This is a genomic window from Phyllobacterium trifolii (assembly GCF_014192095.1).
In the GTDB taxonomy this organism is placed as follows: Bacteria; Pseudomonadota; Alphaproteobacteria; order Rhizobiales; family Rhizobiaceae; genus Phyllobacterium; species Phyllobacterium trifolii.
The window spans coordinates 16725-33642 of the sequence record NZ_JACHXN010000001.1 but is presented as its reverse complement, the minus strand read 5'-3'; the positions used below and the strand labels follow the sequence as shown (position 1 = coordinate 33642).

Here is a 16918-nt window from a genome sequence, read left to right as displayed (position 1 = left end):
CGGTTGTTTCGGACTTCTCAGGCAGCGTGGGAAAGGGAGGACGGCTCATTGCCTTCCAGCCATTTGATGTTGCAACCAATGGATGCGACCTGCTTGTCAGACGTCTTCTGGCCCAGGAGGACAGCGTCAACCGCGGCTCTGATATCCGCACCCGTTACAGGTTTTCCATTGCCGGGACGCGCATCGTCGAACTGGCCGTGATAGGCGAGGCGGCGTTCCGCGTCGAAAAGGAACAGATCGGGCGTGCAGGCGGCGCGATAGGCCTTGGCGACAGTCTGTGACTCGTCCTTCAGATATGGAAATGAATAGCCGAAGTTGGCGACTTCTTCGCCGATGCGTGCCAGCGTTTCTTCCGGATGCGCCTTCGCGTCATTGCTGTTGATGGCGACGATCTGCAATCCCTTCGGCGCATATTCGAGCGCAAACTGTGCCAGCGCTTCACGCAGCAACACAACGAACGGACAGCGGTTGGAGATGAACGTTACGAGCAGGGCGGGCTTTTCGGAGAAGCTCGAAAGCTCGTAGAGCTTGCCTTCCGCATCCGCCAAAATGAAGTCAGCGGCTTTGGTGCCGAGCGTAATGGCGTTCGATTCTGTCTTAGGCATTTGTGCGCTCCCATTGATCAAAACGTGCCGGCAGAGCTCATATAGCTGCCTGACACCAATACTCTACTGATTTGGTAGTGTATGGAGAGGCATATTATTTTGGGGATGGCAGATTTTTGAAAATTATCGTCCTGCCGGCACCGGGCCTGATTAAAATGAGAGACCAGAAAAGATCCGTACGCAAAATTTCCCGCGAACCGGGGGGACTCGGGGTTGTGACGACGAGCTTAGTTCAACCTGAGGCTTTTTTGTCGCGCCATGCAGAAAAGCGAAAAGGCATATGGCCATAACCAGTGTCGAGGATTATATCCCGGTCATCCAACCCACTAAGTGCTTACTATCTGCGGTTGCCTCCATCTCGATCCAACCGTGCCATCGAGAGCTATTCCAGCGATGTCAGACCAGACTTGTCAGGTCGCCACCGGCCAGCCAAGCGCTCCTATTGGGGCGACTCAAAAACCGGCTCCAAATTTTCGTCTAATCGCCCTGATCATCGCCAGCGCCATGTTCATGGAGCAACTCGACGCAACAGTCCTTGCGACCGCGCTGCCGACAATGGCGCGCGATTTCGGCGTCAGCCCGCCATCAATGAGTATCGCGCTGACATCGTATCTCCTGAGCCTGGCTATTTTCATTCCTGCCAGCGGCAGGGTGGCAGATCGCTTTGGCTCCCGCACGGTTTTTCGCACGGCGATTGCTGTATTCACGCTTGGTTCGATTCTCTGTGCCCAGGCGCCGAACCTGACTTTTCTGGTTTTTGCCCGGCTGATCCAGGGGCTTGGCGGCGCCATGATGATGCCGGTCGGGCGTCTCGTTCTTATGCGCAGCGTCCAGCGCAAGGACTTCGTTGCGGCCATGTCATGGCTGCTTGTGCCCGCACTTATAGGCCCGATACTCGGACCGCCAGTTGGCGGCTTGATAGTCACCTATCTCGATTGGCGCTGGATTTTCTACATCAATGTTCCCATCGGCATTCTCGGGTTCGTCCTGGTTTCGATATACATCGAGGAATTCAAGGGTGAATCGAAGGGCAAGTTCGACACCTTCGGACTGTTTCTTTCCGGCGTGTCGCTCGGTTCTCTGCTGTTCGGATTCGAAATGTCCAGTCGAAGCGGCGAGGCGGGGACGTCCATTCTTCTCATCGCCATCGGACTTGTCTTCGGTGCCGCCTACCTGCGCCATGCGCGCAACCACCCGTCGCCGATCCTCGATTTTTCCCTGATGCGGGTTCCGAGTTTCAAGGAGTCGGTCATGGCTGGTTCGCTGACCCGCATTACGCAAGGTGCACAACCATTCCTGTTGCCGCTCATGCTGCAACTGCAGTTCGGCCTCTCAGCAGCTTCAGCCGGCGGCATCGTGATTGCAACGGCGCTTGGATCGATGCTGATGAAGGCGACAGCCGGCAAAATCCTCAAACGATACGGTTTCCGCAACAGCCTGACGGTCATTGGCTGGATTTCAACGCTCGGCTACGCGCTTTGTGCGTTCTTCCGTCCGGATTGGCCGATCTGGCTCATCTTCACGATTCTGTTCTTTTGCGGGTTCTTTATGTCGTTCCAGTTCACCGCCTACAATATTGTCGCCTATGACCAGATCGATCGCGAGCGGATGAGTTCGGCAACGAGCTTCTACACGACCTTTCAGCAGTTGATGCTTTCGCTCGGCATCTGTGTCGGCGCACTGGCCCTGAGCACCTCGATGCTTGTGCAGGATCACACGGACCCCAAGCTTGGCGACTTTTCCGTCGCGTTTCTCGTCGTCACGGCCATCTCGCTCACCGCGACGATCTGGAACAGGCGCTTTTCGCCCACCGCGGGCTCTGATATCAGCGGGCATCAAGCATAGGCGCGGGCCATTCAGAGTACTTTGCCCGGATTCATGATTTCGTTCGGATCGAGCATGGCCTTGATCGAGCGCATGAGAGCGAGTTTCACCGGATCGACAAACCTATGCAGATCCTGCCGTTTGTCCAGGCCGATGCCGTGCTCGGCCGAGAACGATCCGCCTAATTCGCGTAGATTGGCGTAGACGATCGCCTTGGCGGCATCCTTGTCCGGCGCTCCCGCAACGCCGACATGCAAATTGCCATCGCCAAGATGCCCGAATGCAAAACCCCGAACGTCCGGTCCGAGCGTGGCGACGCCCTCGTTGAAGTGCGTCAGCCACATTTCAAGTTCCTGCAATGGCACCGAGATATCGAACCAGTAGCCGTTCGGATGAACGCGATCGACCACGCTGCTGTCCTCACGAATATTCCAGATTTCGGTGCGCTCCTTCTCGCTCTGAGCGAGGATTGCATCGACGACAAGCCCTTCTTCGATGGCTTCGGCGAGTGCTTCTTCAAGGGCTGATTGCGCCGTCTGCTGATCCGCTGCGTCAATTTCGAGGATGAGATATGCCGGCGCTTCGGTAAAGGCAGGGAGGGAAGCAGGGCCGAGATTTGCCGATGCCAAGGTGAAATAGTCCCGTGCCATGAACTCCGCACGAAGGAGATCAAGACTCCGTTGCAACTTGCGGAACAGAGTAATCGCATCGGTTGCAGAGGGGCAGGCGACGAGTGCCGTCGCTGTGAATTCGTCCGCGGGCGCTAACCTGATGACCGCCCGCGTTATGATGCCGAGCGTGCCCTCGGCTCCGATGAACAACTGCTTCAGGTCATAACCCTCGTTGGATTTCGTCACCTGCGCCATATCGCTCATGATCCTGCCATCAGGCAGCACCACTTCGAGGCCAAGAACACGATGACGCATGACACCGTGGCGAAAGGCCTCCATGCCACCGGCATTGGTCGAGATCATGCCGCCGATGGTGGCACTGCCGCGTGCAGCAATATCGATGCCGGTTGCGAGGTCTACCTTTGCAGCTGCATCTTGTAGCGACAGCAGCGTAACGCCGCTTTCTACGACAGCAGTTCCGCCGTCTGCTGAAAGGGATTCGATCTTGTTAAGGGCAGCAAGGGAGAGGATGATTTCCCCAATCGCAGATACACCGCCACCCACCAACCCGGTGCGCCCGCCATGTGGTACGACGGCAATCCGTTGCTCGTTGCAAAGGCGTAAGACCGACGCGACTTCTCCGGTATTGCGAGGGGTGACCATCACCGCGGCATCGAGATTGCGTTCATCGGAACCGGAGTGAACGAGGCTCAATGCTTCGCCGGTCTTCACACCGCCGGAGCCGACGATCAAGCGCAGTTCCTTGAGAATCTCGTCTGCGATCATTGCGGATCTGTCGTCCTGCGCCGGTCGATGAATATTCTGAGGGCGAGAATGACTGCCGTGATTACGATCAGCAAGACCGAGATCGCGGCGATGGCCGGATCGATGTTGTCGCGTAGCCCCATCCACATCAGACGCGGCAGCGTGATCGCATTGACGCTGGTAATGAATAGCGTCACGCCGATTTCTTCCCACGACAGCACGAATGACAACAGTGCTGCGGTTGCAATGCCGAACTTGATGTTAGGGATGATGATCCTGAAGGCGCGTGTTGCCAGATTGGCGCCAAGCCCCCTTGCGGCAAGGTCTATGCGACGATCGACCTGATAGAGCGCGACAAGGATGAGCACTACTGCAAAGGGTGTGATCATCACGGCATGGGCAAGCGCCACGCCCAGCCACGTGTCGTAGCCGATCCAGCTGTTGAAACTCGATAGCGTTGTCATCAGGGGAAATACAACGTCATGGCTGAAACGACGGGTGGCACCACCAGCGGCAACAGCACGAAGCCAATCAGCAGCGCCGAAAAGCGTGGCTGGAACATCCAGATGCCGAGCCCGAACATGGTTGCCAACGCCGTGGCTATCGCGCTCGACAGGATGCCGATGCGCAGGCTGAGCAGGATGCTCTGGCCCCAGGCAGGATTATCTATCAACGCCTGGTAATGCCGCAGCGACAGTGTGCCGGAGGGCATGGAGAGAAAGCGCGCGGGTGTGAATGACACCGGAATAACGGCAATCAATGGCATCAACAGGAACAGTGCTACCGCTGTGGCAACGATCAGAATGACAGGGCCTGGACGGGATGAATTCATATTATCCAATCAGATGCGCAGGTTTGATGAAGCGTCGCATCAGCGCAAGAAGGGCACCAATGAACAATACGAGGACAACGCTGATCGCTGCACCAAGCCCCCAATCCGGACTCTGGAATATCCGGAGATAAACCAGTTCCGCCACCATGACGCTGCGGCCGCCGCCGAGAATGGCCGGTGTGACGAAGAAGCCAAGTGCGAAGACAAACACAATCAGCGCGGCCCCGATCAACCCGCCATAGGTCAACGGCACGAAGACAGTCCAGAAAATACGCGTTCGCGATGCACCCATGCCACGTGCCGCAAGCAAAACACGTTCGTCGATACTGCGCATGGCCGAGGCGATCGGAAACACCGCAAAGGGTATCAAGAAATGCGTCATGCCGATGATGACGCCAAGCTCATTGCGTGCGAGTGCAAGCGGTTCGCTGATGACGCCGGCCGATTGCAGCCATGTATTGATGAGCCCCCGGTTGGACAGCATCGCCAGCCAGCCGAAGGCTCGCGTCAGCACCGATATCCAGAAGGGAACGAGAATGCAGAATTCCGCCAGCATGCGCTGAACCGAACTGCCCCGAACCCACACATAGGCGATTGCATAGGCCGTAACGAGCACCGCGGCGGTGACGATAAGGCAAATCCGCAAGGTCCGAATGAAGACGGATTGGACGAGAGGATCCGTCATCAGCGCCCGGTATTGGCCGAGCCCGACTTCGGGCATGGTGAAACTCCAGCGGACGACACCCAAAAATGGAACGACATAGGCAAGTCCAAGGAACAGCAACAGCGGCGCCAGCAACAGAATCTTTCTAGAGGTGATCGTTTTTCCGATCATTCGCTTTTTCCTAGCCTTATGAATCAAAGGCTTGGCGCGAAAACTTAATTTTCGCGCCAAGAGCGATCAAGCCGAGATGACTTTCGTGTATTCGTCGAATGCCTTGCCATAATTCTCGGCATACCACTCCATGTCTAGCGGGACCTGCTTGGACATATTGGCAGGATCCACAGGATTGATGCGCTTTTTGTCCGCCGGGATCAGCGCGTCCGTCGCCGGATTTGCCGGGCCCTGGCCCAGCATGTTGAACATCTCTAGCTGTCGTTCCGGCGTCTGCGCGCTGGCGATGAATTTCATCGCATTGTCCTTGCCACCGGGATTTCCCTTCATCACGCCGAGCGCGCCGGGAGAAATCAGGCCCTGGTCCCAGATGAACTTGATATTGCCGCCGGAATCTTGCTCCAGCAATGAGGCGCGCGTCGACCAGATGAGTGCCATCGAGGCTTCGCCATCCATCAAAACAGACTGGCTTTCCGCGCCGCCGCCCCAATAGGCCACAACGTTTTCCTTGAATGCGGCAATCTTGTCATGCGCGCGCTTGAGGTCCAGCGGATAGAGCTTTTCCGGTGCAACACCATCGGCGAGGAGTGCTGCTTCCCACATGGCCGAGCCCCACTTATACAGCGATCGTTTGCCGGGAAACTTCTTCACGTCGAAGAAATCGGCCATGCCTGTTGGGGCCTGGTCGCCGAATTTCGACGAATCATACGCGATGATATAGGAGAAGAAATAGGTCGAGGCCGCATGATCCCAGCCAAAGCCTGGCCGCATCTTGTTCTTGTCGACGGTCTTGTAGTCGATTTCTTCCAGCATGCCCTGCTTGCCAAGGGAAATGCCGGAGAATGGGTCGATGTCCATCAAATCCCAGCTTGGTTTGCCGCTCTTGAACTGGGCAGTGATCGCCCCTTCCGTGGGACCAGAACCATCCATCTTGACCGTGACGCCGCTTTCCTTGGTGAACGGCTGGCCGTAAGCCTTGTCATAGGCCGTCATGGCGTCGCCGCCCCAGTTGACCAGCACGAGTTCCTTCGCTTGTGCGTATGAACCGGTTGAGCGCAGGAGCGCAGGAGCGCCTGCGAGCAGCATTGCGGCCATCTGTGTAAAGCGGCGGCGACTGATTTCCCCTTTCTCGACCTTGCTGGCGAGTATTTCGAGGCAGTCCTTTTGAAATGCATTATCCATTTTGTTTCCCTCTGGATGTTATTTGGTACATTCCGAATGCTGCCTAACCTCCGTCAGGCAGCAGAAAGCCTTGGTGCACCGGCCATGAAACCCACACATCGGATTGTGGCGCTATCGGCGACGTCGAGGCTGTAGGCATTGAAACCGCAAGACTGGTTCCGCTGCGTGTTCGCAAATGGTACTTGGTCGACGCGCCGAAATAGGTGGCGCCTTCGACCCGGCAGGTGATGGCATTGCAGTCCGAAGTTTGCGGCGATGCCGAGATGAACATATGTTCGGGCCGGACAGCGGCAACGGCTTTCTTACCCGCCAGGGTAATGGATTTGTTGAGGACGATGGTCCGGTCCTCGAATTTGCCTGCGGCCGTTTCGCCGTTCAACTCTACGGTGTCGAGTGGCAGAAGATTGATCTCCCCGAGAAACTCGGCGACGAAGCGGTTCGACGGCCGCTCATAGACGTCCTGCGGCTTGCCAACCTGCAAGAGTTCGCCATGATTGAAAATGGCGACCCGCGACGATAGGGCGAGCGCTTCGGACTGGTCGTGCGTGACGAAAACGAAGGTCGTGCCGGTCTCCTGGTGCAGGCGTTTGACTTCTTGCTGCATCATTTCGCGCAAGTTCTTGTCGAGAGCCGAAAAAGGCTCGTCCAGCAGGAGAACGGAGGGTTCGAACACCAGAGCGCGGGCGAGCGCCACGCGCTGTTGTTGACCGCCGGAAAGCTTCGCCGGGAGCTTCTTTTCGTGGCCAATAAGACCAACGCGCTCTACCATCTCGCCGACCTTGCGCTTGACATCAGCCGAAGAACGACCCCGCACCTTTAGCGGAAAGGCAATGTTCTGCTCGACGGTCAGGTGTGGGAATAGCGCATAACCCTGAAACACCATGCCGTAGGAACGGTCTTCGGCCGGCACGTCAGTGATGTCCTTGCCATCCATGACCAGGCGTCCGGTCGTCGGTGCAGTGAATCCGGCAAGGATCATGAGAAAAGTCGTTTTGCCTGAACCGGAAGGGCCGAGAAGGGTAAGGAACTCGCCCCGACCTATGTCGAGCGAGAGATTTTTCAGCGCATGGAACGCGCCGAACGTCTTGCCAATCGATACAGCCTTGATCTCGGCGGCTTTCGCATCGCCCGGTTGCATGCTTTGAGGCATTGAGACCTCTTTCCCCTGCTTTTGTGAGAAGCCTAGGCACAATCCGCGATCTCGACAATTGAATTATATTGCCGCGATACGTGAATGAAATTCACGCCACTGCGCGAGAGCGCTCATGGCTGCGTTTCATGCGTTGCGGGTTTGCGACAAGCGCGATTTCAACCACTGCGTGAATGCAAGCTGAGCAGCATGATCGATTTTCGCATAATCTGTGACGAGAAAATAGGACTTCGGTGATTTGATGCTGAGATCGAACGGCCGGATGAGTTGACCAGCTCTCATGGCTTTGCGACAGGTGAGTTCATCGCCCATGGCGATGCCCTGCGCGGTGATGGCGGCCGAATAGACGAGGTTCATGTCGGAAAAAACGATGCCTCGTTCCGAATCAGGATTGTCGACATTGGCGAGGGCAAGCCACCGGGTCCAGTCCTCGAAATCGCCGAGATGTAACAACGGCGCGCGCAAGATGTCCTTCGGTTCGGCGATGCCGCCGAGATTGTTAAGAAGAACCGGACTGCATAGCGGAGTGAATTCCACCTCGCACAGGAGTTCGACCGATCTACTCGGCCAATTGCCATCGCCAAACGCAATAAAGAGGTCGACGCTGGCATCGCTGACATCATCGAGCTTGCGCGGCGTTATGATGCGCAGCGCCACATCAGGATATTTCTCCTGAAACTCGGCAATATGGGTGCATAGCCACAGCGAAGCGAAGCCCGCCGTGCAGCTAATGCACAATGAACCGCCAGTACCAGCCGGGCTTTGCCGTTCGCCTGCATCGTCGATGACGATGAGCGCCTTGCGAACATCATTGGCATATTTGCGGCCGCGAGGCGTCAGCGTGACGCCTTTTCCATCCCGTTGCAGCAGCTCGAACCCGAGATCGCGTTCGAGCAGCCGCAATTGATGACTGACCGCGCTGCGGGTCAGATGCAATTCTTCCGCCGCTCGCCAGACGCTGCCGTGCCTGGCGAAGCTTTCCAGCGCGCGAAGGGCCTGGGTGGATGGTATCCGCATCAGACGGTCCTTGTGAGGGAGGGGTGAATAGAATTTGCACGTTTGGAAAAAACATATCACTTTTTGTCCCGCCTTCCAGATGATTATCTCCAGGCAGCGGGAGACAGAATTTGATCACGGCAGCAGCGGCATCGGCATTGAATTTCGTTGACGGCCACGCGTCTGATCTGTCGTCCTGGACCCGCACGATCTTTGATTTCGGCGAGACTGCATGGCGCGAATATCAATCGGCCGATTGGTACGTGACGCGGCTGCGTGAAGAAGGTTTTGAAGTCGAGGTTGGCTCAGGCGGCATGCCAACGGCATTTTGCGCCCATTGGACTAACAAGGCCGGAACAAATGGCAAGTCGCCGACGATCGGCATGTATGCCGAGTACGATGCGGTCCCGGGAAACTGCCAGGACGCATCGACCGTCAAGCGGCCACGCCAGGGACTGCGCGAGCACGCGGGTGGACATACGGATCCGCATTCCGGTCTTGGCATATCTGGTCTGGGTGGTTTGCTGGCAACCAAGGCCGCTATGGAAAGACATGGCATCGCGGGGACGTTGCGCCTTACCGGGGAGCCCGCCGAGAAGGTGCGCGGTTCCAAGCCGATCCACGCCGCCAGGGGCTATTATGACGGGCTGGACGGCATGATCTCGTTTCATCCGTTCTATATGCTGCCACTGTGCAATACCGTGCGTTGGGACACGCATTGCGGCGCCGCCTATTCGATGATCTACCGTTTCGTCTGCGATCAACCGGAGCGATGGGGTTTGAGCGACGGCGCTCCCATCCCGCAATCTCATTCCGCCGTCCGGGCGCCAGGCGCCAATGACGCGCTGATGATGATGTACATGGCGTCAAAGGCATTGCGCGATTCCATGCTGCCGCATCAGGGCGGCTGGTCGATCAGCGAGGCAATCCTGACGGCGGGGCAGGCGACGGCCGACAATCTTCCGGCGGGTCTTGCCGAGATTCAATACATGATGCGCGTGCCGACGATTGCCATGGCGGAACAGTTGACCGCAGCGCTCGACCGCAATGCCGAGCACGCTGCGGCGATGACAGGCTGCCGGGTGGAACGGCACTGGGTTTGCAAGTCGCGCCCAGGCCTTGCCAATCACGCGATGGCTGAAATCACCTGGGAGGCACTCAACATTGTCGGCGCGCCGCGTTGGGATGAGACGGCGAAGGCCATTGCGCGTGAAATCCAGATTAATGCTGGTGTCGAGGCAATGGACGAGCCATTCATCGACGAATGCGAGAAGCTGATTTCACCGCAGGAGGCCGAAGCAATCCTCCGCCGTGACCTGCCGCCGTCACAAATCAACTCCACGTCAGACGATTATACCGATATGACCTGGCACGCGCCGACGGTGCGTTTCTATGTGGCGCGACCGGCGCTGAAAGCACCCAAGGGATACGCTTATCCAAGCTGGGTGATGAACGCGCTTGGCGGCATTCCGGCGACGATCGATCCGATGGTGGTCTGCGCTGCGAAGACTGTTGCGTTGACGGCCTTGCGCCTGCTTGAGGACGAAGGCGCGCGAAAACTGGCAAAGGATGAATTCATCGAACGCACAGGCGGCGGCGTTGGCGGCTCGAAGTGGATCGCGCCGCTGTGTGATTACGAACCGCCAATCCATTTCCGCTGGCCGGAATATGTAACAACTGCACGCGGGCGCGAGTGGTGGATACCCACCGGCGCACAATAGGAGACAGTCCAATGACACGTCACGAACAGGACTTTGCGGCCAATGCTTTCACTCTGAAGCGGCGCAATGCCAATGGCGGCACCAAACCACTCAAAGGCTGGGGGTTTCGCAATGAAACGGATCCGCTAACTGACGTGCTACTTGGTTCGCCAGCCTTCTTGCGGCATATGGCGACAAGTTCGCTGTCGCGCAAACATTTGCGCGAAGCGCCGTGCAACATCCAGACCGCGCAGGCCCAGCACAAGGAGCTGGTTGCGACCTACGAACATTTTGGCGTGAAGATCCACTGGCACGAGCCGGAGCGTGAGCTGCCGATGCAGGTCTATTCACGCGATTCGAGTGTGATGACACCCTATGGTGCGATCATCACCGCCATGGCCAACTGGTGGCGTCGCGGCGAAAACTATGCCGCCATCCGCACCTATGAGCGGCTCGGCATTCCGATCTACGACATGGTCACTGCCGGCACATTCGAGGGCGGTGATTTCAACGTCATCGAGGAGGGCTGTGTGCTCATCGGTTGCGGCGGCGCACGCACGCAGGAGGAGGGCGCCCGGCAGGTCGAAGACTGGTTCCGCAAGGAGGGCTGGGAGACGCGCCTTGCGTTCATCGACGAATACTACGTCCACATCGATTTGATGGTTGTGCCGATCGCGCCGAAATTAACAGCAGTCTGTCTTGCCTGCACGGAGCCGGCGATCGTCGACTGGCTGAAATCCAAGGGTCACGAGATCATCGATGTGCCATTTCAGGATACGATGAATCTGGGCTGCAACTTCATGTCGCTCGGCAAGGACCGCGTCATCGCACCAACGTCGAGCAAGACCTTGATCGAAAAGCTGAAGGCCACGGGATTTGAAGTCGCTGCGGTCGACATGGGCGAAATCTCCAAAACCGGTGGTGGTATTCACTGCATGGCGCAAGCGCTTTTGCGGTCACCGGAATAGGATACGACAGACGGTTCAGATCGCGGGGCCGGGCGCGGAATGAACGATCTGGACGCCGTTGATCTTGTAGGTGCCGTCGGGTTGTTTCACGAGTTGGTAGATGGCAGTCCAATCCTTGCCATCTGGTCCGGTGATCAGGACCTCCTGGATCACCTGATCGCCAGCGACCTTGTTTCGTCCGAAGGCGAAATTGCCCGGCCGATAAACAGGTTGGTAGGCCTTCTTGACCATCTCAAAAAAGAGGGACTCGTTGAGGAACTTGCCCTGTATCTCTGGCGAAGCGAAAGAAAATGCGGTACGCGCATCGTCTCTGAGAAAGGCATCTATTTGCTGTTTTATGATTGATTGAGCCGTTTCGACGGCCTCCTCGGCAAACGCAATCGCAGGCTCAGCGAACAACAGCAGTGCGCCGACAACCAGTCTCAAGAAATACGCTCTACCCATATCCGTCCTTGGCGATAAGTCCTCTTCACGGGACCTATCGATACGAGTATACGCTTTTAGCGATCACCCGGAATTGAATTTCGGCCGGCAAAGCGCCATTCTGCCAACTGGATGAGGAGAGTCTCAGCAATGCAAACGGTAAGGTGTTTGGCTTTCGCGATGGTGTTTGCAGCGACGGTATCCGCATTGGGATACGATCCAGCTGCAGCAGCAGATTGTGGCAGTACGGCTTCGCCAGGCCTGGACTGGAGCGAGTGCAGCAAGAAAAGCATTATCATACCGGGGAGCAACCTCGAGGGAGCCAATCTGATTGGAACCGATTTCAATGCGACGGATTTAGGCAATTCCAACCTGACGTCTGCAAATTTCGAAAAAGCCAGCTTGATGCGGGCATCCCTGGCGGGTGCCAAAGCCGAGAAAGCCAACTTCTCAAGGGTCGAAGCCTATCGATCAAGCTTCGCCGGCATTTCTGCCGATGGCGCATCTTTCGCCAGCGCGGAATTTCAGCGCGCGGATTTCAGCGGAGCAAGCCTCAAGAACGCAAACTTCGAGAAAGCGGAACTGGGGCGTGCGAATTTCCAGAAGGCAGCACTGGCGGACGCACGGTTTTTCCTTGCAAACCTGTCGCGCGCTGACCTGACGGGGGCTACCATCGGAGGCAAACCCGTGTTCGAAGGCGCATTCATGTTCCGGACCAGAATAGAAGGCGTGGACTTGTCTGCAGCGCAGGGCTTGCAGCAGTCACAAATCGATCTTGCGTGTGGTGACACTTCAACCAGGCTACCGGCTGGACTGTCTACGCCCAGTAGTTGGCCCTGCACGGCTGATTAAGAAGTCGCCTAGAGCTGATCATTATAAGGTTCTTTGGTTTCCCCAACGAGTTTGGCCAGTTCTGAGAAGGACCACGGTTTTTCGGCTCCAGTGTCATTTGCGACCTGCAGAACCCTGATAGGAAAGCAAACAGCATTCCGATTTGACGGCAACAACTCTTCGATAAAACGATTATCCCCATGGGCGGTCGCCTCGGCTTTTTGAAACGCGACGTCCAACTCTTCTTGCGAAACGAGCCCCTTGGCCACGAGCAACCGGTTTATCGATGCAATGGCGAGACAGAGACCTTCAATTTGCAGATTGGCTGCGTTCATGGCTGGTCCTCCTGGTTGAATTCGCTCAACGTTTGGAAGCGCAATTCGATCCAATTCAAAGGAGCAAATCTTGGCTACATGGTCCATGAAGACAAGTGAGGCCCAGATAGCCCATTTTGGTTGGACTATACTGAGCCTCGTGTCAGGATACTTTTTGGAACTTGTCCAATGCCATCCTGGCAAAGATAAAACGCGCAATGAGCGCGATGGTTCCAAATGGTCAAAAAACTTCATGCCACTGAGTTGGAACCGTTTCGGACTTGACGACCAAGCAGGGACAACGCCGCTGTGTTTCGCGTTCGGTTGGTCGAGATCGCGGCTGTCTGCCGTTACAGCGCGTCTTATGACAGAGCTTCTCGCGGCAATGAAGGTAGTCGGATTTTCCCGGTTTCGCACCCCCCGGACCGACATTGCTCACCTTGAGTTTTATTAGCCTCGGCGCGTTATTTCGGCGTTGGATCCCAATTTGACGCGCCTTGCTGCAACGGTCAGGCAGCAAGCAACATTCTCATCCGATCCTCCGCCTGTGATGAGTTGAGATCCCACGTCAATGAACCGGAATGTCAACAATACTGCCTCGCGGAGCGGACAGAAACTCAAATTCATGTTGCCTGTCATGGTTTCGACCAACTAAATCGGGCGGGGCCCGGCGGGAGAGTCTTACTTATCGAAGGATGGGCCAAAGCGCCGGGCCTAGTTGCAAAGAATTCCAGGCGCAACAGGATTAGACTGCTCTCGCTCGCATGTCTGTCAAATAAACACTCTGACGTGGTCCGTCGCGTGAGTTATTCGGCTAAAGTTGACAGTTTAGCGCACTAATTCGCTGAACTTCAGGCCCTTAGCGACGGGCAACATGTCAATCTCGCCGGATGAGATTCGGGCGGCAACATCAACCCTGACGAATGAGGCCTTCACCTATGAGCGTCTGCACGTCGTCGTCAGAATGCTGGATACCGAGTCCCAAGCGAAAATTGATGCTTGCAGCGCTCCCGCATATTTTTGGCGTATCAGAGTCTGTATCCTACGACTGTTGAATCGAATTTATTGGTGGCAGGGCCTGGTCGTCGGCAGCGGCTGTTCGGGTGGGAAGGGGACGGTGAGCGTCGTGGCCGGACCGGCGTGGTCCGCGTAGTGCTTGGCGTCCGTCTCGGAGGGTGGCGGCACGGTGGACTGGGTATCCCTGAGCTTTGTCCCGGGGAGGGGCTTATCAGCGGCGATCGATTGGAACAGTTTCTTGGCCGGTCCCTGGAGCCACTCTATCCGGCCGGGGTAGCTGGTCGAGTAGCGCCACGGCGTGATGACGAAGCGGACTTGATCGGACGACAGCCTGCGGGTAATGAGCCCGAGGTCTAACATCACGCCGAGTGTGAGGGCAGGGTCGGTGGTAATGGACATGGTAGCCGTGTTGAGGAACCCAAGCATCCGGACCGCGTTGAATAGAGTCCAACCGCTCAGTGTCTTCTTCGCCATGGCGACGACGAAATCCTGCTGACGCTGGATGCGGCCGATGTCGGACCTGTCGCCGATACTGTGGCGGGTACGGACGTACCCCAGCGCCTGTTCGCCCTGCAGCGTCTGCCACCCGGCGGGCAGGTCGAGCTGTACGTAGTCGTCGCGGATCGGCTCGGGGATGCAGAGGTCCACCCCGCCAATCGCATCCACCATGCCCTTGAAGCCGGTGAAATCAACCGTGACGAAGTGATCGATGTGGATGCCGGTGAGCGCTTCCATGGTCTTCCAGGTGCAGCCAATACCGCCGAAGCTGAACGAGGAGTTTATCATGCCAATACGCCGCTGCTGACCCGGCCGCCTTTCCCCGGAACGGCAGGCCGGAAGCTGGACCAGCGAGTCGCGCGGGAAGCTGATCACGGCCGCCTCGTTCCGTGTAGGGGACAGGTGCACGAGCATGATGATGTCCGCACGTTCCCCGGCGTACCTGTCGTCTCGCTGGTCCGACCCGACGACGAGGATGTTCAGCGCGTCGGTCGACGCCTTTGCCGGGCGGTCGTCGCCCAGATCCTCGCGGGTGACTTCGATGTGACTGATGTTGCGGGTGAGCTTCGCGTACACGGTGGCCGGTAGCAGCGCGATGAGGATGACGACAATGAGTGACCGCCGCAGGCGACGCTGGGGCTTGTCCTCGGCTGCCGGCTGCTCGTCAATCACCCCACCGCTCACGTTATTCTCCAGGAGAGGCTGGGCCAATGGCCGCACTTGGCAACGGCTTTGCGCGACCCAGCACGTTCCCTGCCAAATAGGATTCTAGTCATACGTATTTAAAACGCAAGGGGAGTGCAGCCGTAGCGTCGTCGTCATAGGAGCTCCTTTCTCAACGCTGGACATTGTTCCCCTGCAATGTCTACGCGGTCGCAACCAGACTAAAAAGATGATAATTGGCGAAGTCACCTGAACGATATCCATCGGGGAGTGCTGAAATGCGATTAGCTTGCTACGTCTTGATTGCCACCGCTTTCGTCCTTTTATCTGCGTGTACGACTACTCCTAGTGTCGACAGCAATTTGGCGACCAACTCCCTCAGAAATTCGGTATATGACGAGTGTGGATGGGCTCCGGACTCGTCTAGTCTCGCGAGCTTGGTACCTGCCATTTCAACGGGCCGGGACGGATTTCAAAGAATTACAAAAGCAATATGCGCTGCGGCGAAGAGTGCACCTGCTCCGACTTCCCCGGGGGATCATGTTACGGTCGAGGTCGAGGGGAAATCGGTTCGCGGAAGGTTCCTTGAACCGGGCGAAAAACTTTCGCAAGGTTGATAGAACGGATACGCAGCGACCTGTCTCGCCAGGTAGTCGTCACCCGCGCCCCCCGGATCCGCAAGGAACCGGGCGGACTTGGCCAAGGAAGTTAGAAGACTGGCTGTCAATTGCAGGGAATTTTTTGACCCCTTATCGGCGTCTGATTTGGCGATGACACAGTACTGATCCATCTTATGATTAGAGTGCGCAGATCTAAGGCGCACGAGATCATCGATGTACCGGTTCAGGATACGATGAATCTCGCTTCGATTTCATGTCGCTCGGCAAGGAGCACATATCGTATCAACGTCGAGCAAGACCCTGATCGAAAGGTGAAGGCAACCGGCTTCGGAGTCGCCGCGGTCGATATGAGCGAAATCCCTAACAATTGATCTAGTGTGTGTGGCGACACCTCAACAAAGTTACACGCTGGACTGTCTGCTCCCGGCGGCTGGCCATGCATAGCCGGTTGAGTGGCGCGTTTTAGGCGTTATCTGGGGCGCCAAGTGGATGACGGCGTGTCAGGCACCAGCAGGCGGCGGTGAAAAATGTCCCAAAAAGTGTCTTTCCGCCAGATGGACGCAGGCTATATGGTGGCTTTGGCGCAGGAGCAGCGTCGAGCGAATGTGCTCCCAAGGAATGAGTTCGACATCAATCTGCTCCGTCGCATCTAATGCCGGTGTGCCCGTTAGTTCGGCATCGAGAGCGAGAAAGTAGTGAACCATATTGGGTTGATTGGTGGAGTTGGCGTAAAGTGATCCCAATGGCACAATCCGGTTACTAGTATAGCCAGTCTCCTCCAGTAATTCACGCCGTGCCGTCGCCTCCGGGCCAAAGTCGTCTTTGTCGACGACGCCGCTAGGCAGACCGGCAACCACCAATCCAACGCCATGTCTATATTCTTGCGTAAGAACCACCTCACCTTGAGGCGTGATCGGCAGAACACAGACCCAATCCGGGTACTCCAGTACATAGTAGGGTTCGATAACTACTCCATCGTTGCGACGGCAATTATCGGCGCGTACTCGAATCCACTGATCTTCCAGCACGATTCGGCTTGAAAGTACTTCCCAAGGTTCAATCATCAATCTTAATCTCTGTTTGG

Annotated in this window: 14 protein-coding genes and 1 pseudogene; 4 read left to right on the top strand and 11 right to left on the bottom strand. The window is 56.8% G+C overall.

Annotation, left to right across the window (positions count from 1 at the left end):
- Positions 1-17: 17 nt before the first annotated feature.
- On the bottom strand, positions 18-605 hold the full coding sequence (locus FHS21_RS00135; protein ID WP_183660671.1) for a thioredoxin family protein: 588 nt from the start codon (positions 603-605) through the stop codon (positions 18-20).
- A gap of 393 nt (positions 606-998) precedes the next feature.
- Here FHS21_RS00135 and FHS21_RS00130 point away from each other — a divergent pair, with 393 nt between their 5' ends.
- The gene (locus FHS21_RS00130) at positions 999-2450 is read left to right on the top strand and encodes a DHA2 family efflux MFS transporter permease subunit (protein ID WP_183660670.1); all 1452 of its coding nucleotides are present in this window, start codon (positions 999-1001) and stop codon (positions 2448-2450) included.
- Positions 2451-2461: 11 nt separating this feature from the next.
- On the opposite strand, the gene FHS21_RS00125 is transcribed toward FHS21_RS00130, so the two are convergent.
- The 6 genes and pseudogenes from FHS21_RS00125 to FHS21_RS00100 all read right to left on the bottom strand — a co-directional run bounded on the left by FHS21_RS00125 (position 2462) and on the right by FHS21_RS00100 (position 8821).
- A complete protein-coding gene (locus FHS21_RS00125; protein ID WP_183660669.1) occupies positions 2462-3826 on the bottom strand; it encodes an FAD-binding oxidoreductase in 1365 nt (454 codons plus the stop codon).
- Positions 3823-4637, bottom strand: a pseudogene (locus FHS21_RS00120) (ABC transporter permease). The gene FHS21_RS00125 and the pseudogene FHS21_RS00120 overlap by 4 nt, the downstream one beginning before the upstream one ends.
- Before the next feature lies 1 nt (position 4638).
- On the bottom strand, positions 4639-5472 hold the full coding sequence (locus FHS21_RS00115; protein ID WP_183660668.1) for an ABC transporter permease: 834 nt from the start codon (positions 5470-5472) through the stop codon (positions 4639-4641).
- Between the two features lie 66 nt (positions 5473-5538).
- Positions 5539-6654, bottom strand: coding sequence for an ABC transporter substrate-binding protein (locus FHS21_RS00110; RefSeq protein ID WP_183660667.1), 1116 nt, complete (start codon positions 6652-6654; stop codon positions 5539-5541).
- A gap of 43 nt (positions 6655-6697) precedes the next feature.
- Positions 6698-7804: an ABC transporter ATP-binding protein gene (locus tag FHS21_RS00105; protein ID WP_112527154.1), complete on the bottom strand. Its 1107-nt coding sequence runs from the start codon at positions 7802-7804 to the stop codon at positions 6698-6700.
- A gap of 126 nt (positions 7805-7930) precedes the next feature.
- Positions 7931-8821 carry a LysR substrate-binding domain-containing protein gene (locus FHS21_RS00100; RefSeq protein WP_112551635.1) on the bottom strand — a complete coding sequence of 297 codons (891 nt, stop codon included), beginning with the start codon at positions 8819-8821 and terminating at the stop codon, positions 7931-7933.
- 110 nt (positions 8822-8931) lie between these two features.
- On the opposite strand from FHS21_RS00100, the gene FHS21_RS00095 reads away from it, so the two are divergent.
- A complete protein-coding gene (locus tag FHS21_RS00095) occupies positions 8932-10521 on the top strand; it encodes a zinc-binding metallopeptidase family protein (protein WP_183660666.1) in 1590 nt (529 codons plus the stop codon).
- 11 nt (positions 10522-10532) lie between these two features.
- Positions 10533-11468, top strand: coding sequence for a dimethylarginine dimethylaminohydrolase family protein (locus FHS21_RS00090; RefSeq protein ID WP_183660665.1), 936 nt, complete (start codon positions 10533-10535; stop codon positions 11466-11468).
- 15 nt (positions 11469-11483) lie between these two features.
- On the opposite strand, the gene FHS21_RS00085 is transcribed toward FHS21_RS00090, so the two are convergent.
- Entirely contained in the window at positions 11484-11912 is a 429-nt protein-coding gene (locus tag FHS21_RS00085) for a DUF4864 domain-containing protein (protein ID WP_183660664.1), read from the bottom strand.
- A gap of 159 nt (positions 11913-12071) precedes the next feature.
- Here FHS21_RS00085 and FHS21_RS00080 point away from each other — a divergent pair, with 159 nt between their 5' ends.
- Entirely contained in the window at positions 12072-12743 is a 672-nt protein-coding gene (locus tag FHS21_RS00080; RefSeq protein ID WP_183660916.1) for a pentapeptide repeat-containing protein, read from the top strand.
- An 8-nt stretch (positions 12744-12751) separates the two neighbouring features.
- On the opposite strand, the gene FHS21_RS00075 is transcribed toward FHS21_RS00080, so the two are convergent.
- The 3 genes from FHS21_RS00075 to FHS21_RS00065 form a co-directional block, all read right to left on the bottom strand.
- The gene (locus FHS21_RS00075; RefSeq protein ID WP_183660663.1) at positions 12752-13057 is read right to left on the bottom strand and encodes a hypothetical protein; all 306 of its coding nucleotides are present in this window, start codon (positions 13055-13057) and stop codon (positions 12752-12754) included.
- 1041 nt (positions 13058-14098) lie between these two features.
- Positions 14099-15235 carry an LCP family protein gene (locus FHS21_RS00070; protein WP_183660662.1) on the bottom strand — a complete coding sequence of 379 codons (1137 nt, stop codon included), beginning with the start codon at positions 15233-15235 and terminating at the stop codon, positions 14099-14101.
- Between the two features lie 1099 nt (positions 15236-16334).
- A complete protein-coding gene (locus FHS21_RS00065) occupies positions 16335-16898 on the bottom strand; it encodes an NUDIX hydrolase (protein WP_246410748.1) in 564 nt (187 codons plus the stop codon).
- Positions 16899-16918 lie beyond the last annotated feature (20 nt).

What these genes read in the sequence shown, in the direction of transcription:
- FHS21_RS00135 (WP_183660671.1), bottom strand. Translation starts at nt 605, where the DNA reads ATGCCTAAGACAGAATCGAACGCCATTACGCTCGGCACCAAAGCCGCT.
- FHS21_RS00130 (WP_183660670.1), top strand. Translation starts at nt 999, where the DNA reads ATGTCAGACCAGACTTGTCAGGTCGCCACCGGCCAGCCAAGCGCTCCT.
- FHS21_RS00125 (WP_183660669.1), bottom strand. Translation starts at nt 3,826, where the DNA reads ATGATCGCAGACGAGATTCTCAAGGAACTGCGCTTGATCGTCGGCTCC.
- FHS21_RS00115 (WP_183660668.1), bottom strand. Translation starts at nt 5,472, where the DNA reads ATGATCGGAAAAACGATCACCTCTAGAAAGATTCTGTTGCTGGCGCCG.
- FHS21_RS00110 (WP_183660667.1), bottom strand. Translation starts at nt 6,654, where the DNA reads ATGGATAATGCATTTCAAAAGGACTGCCTCGAAATACTCGCCAGCAAG.
- FHS21_RS00105 (WP_112527154.1), bottom strand. Translation starts at nt 7,804, where the DNA reads ATGCCTCAAAGCATGCAACCGGGCGATGCGAAAGCCGCCGAGATCAAG.
- FHS21_RS00100 (WP_112551635.1), bottom strand. Translation starts at nt 8,821, where the DNA reads ATGCGGATACCATCCACCCAGGCCCTTCGCGCGCTGGAAAGCTTCGCC.
- FHS21_RS00090 (WP_183660665.1), top strand. Translation starts at nt 10,533, where the DNA reads ATGACACGTCACGAACAGGACTTTGCGGCCAATGCTTTCACTCTGAAG.
- FHS21_RS00085 (WP_183660664.1), bottom strand. Translation starts at nt 11,912, where the DNA reads ATGGGTAGAGCGTATTTCTTGAGACTGGTTGTCGGCGCACTGCTGTTG.
- FHS21_RS00080 (WP_183660916.1), top strand. Translation starts at nt 12,072, where the DNA reads ATGGTGTTTGCAGCGACGGTATCCGCATTGGGATACGATCCAGCTGCA.
- FHS21_RS00075 (WP_183660663.1), bottom strand. Translation starts at nt 13,057, where the DNA reads ATGAACGCAGCCAATCTGCAAATTGAAGGTCTCTGTCTCGCCATTGCA.
- FHS21_RS00065 (WP_246410748.1), bottom strand. Translation starts at nt 16,898, where the DNA reads ATGATTGAACCTTGGGAAGTACTTTCAAGCCGAATCGTGCTGGAAGAT.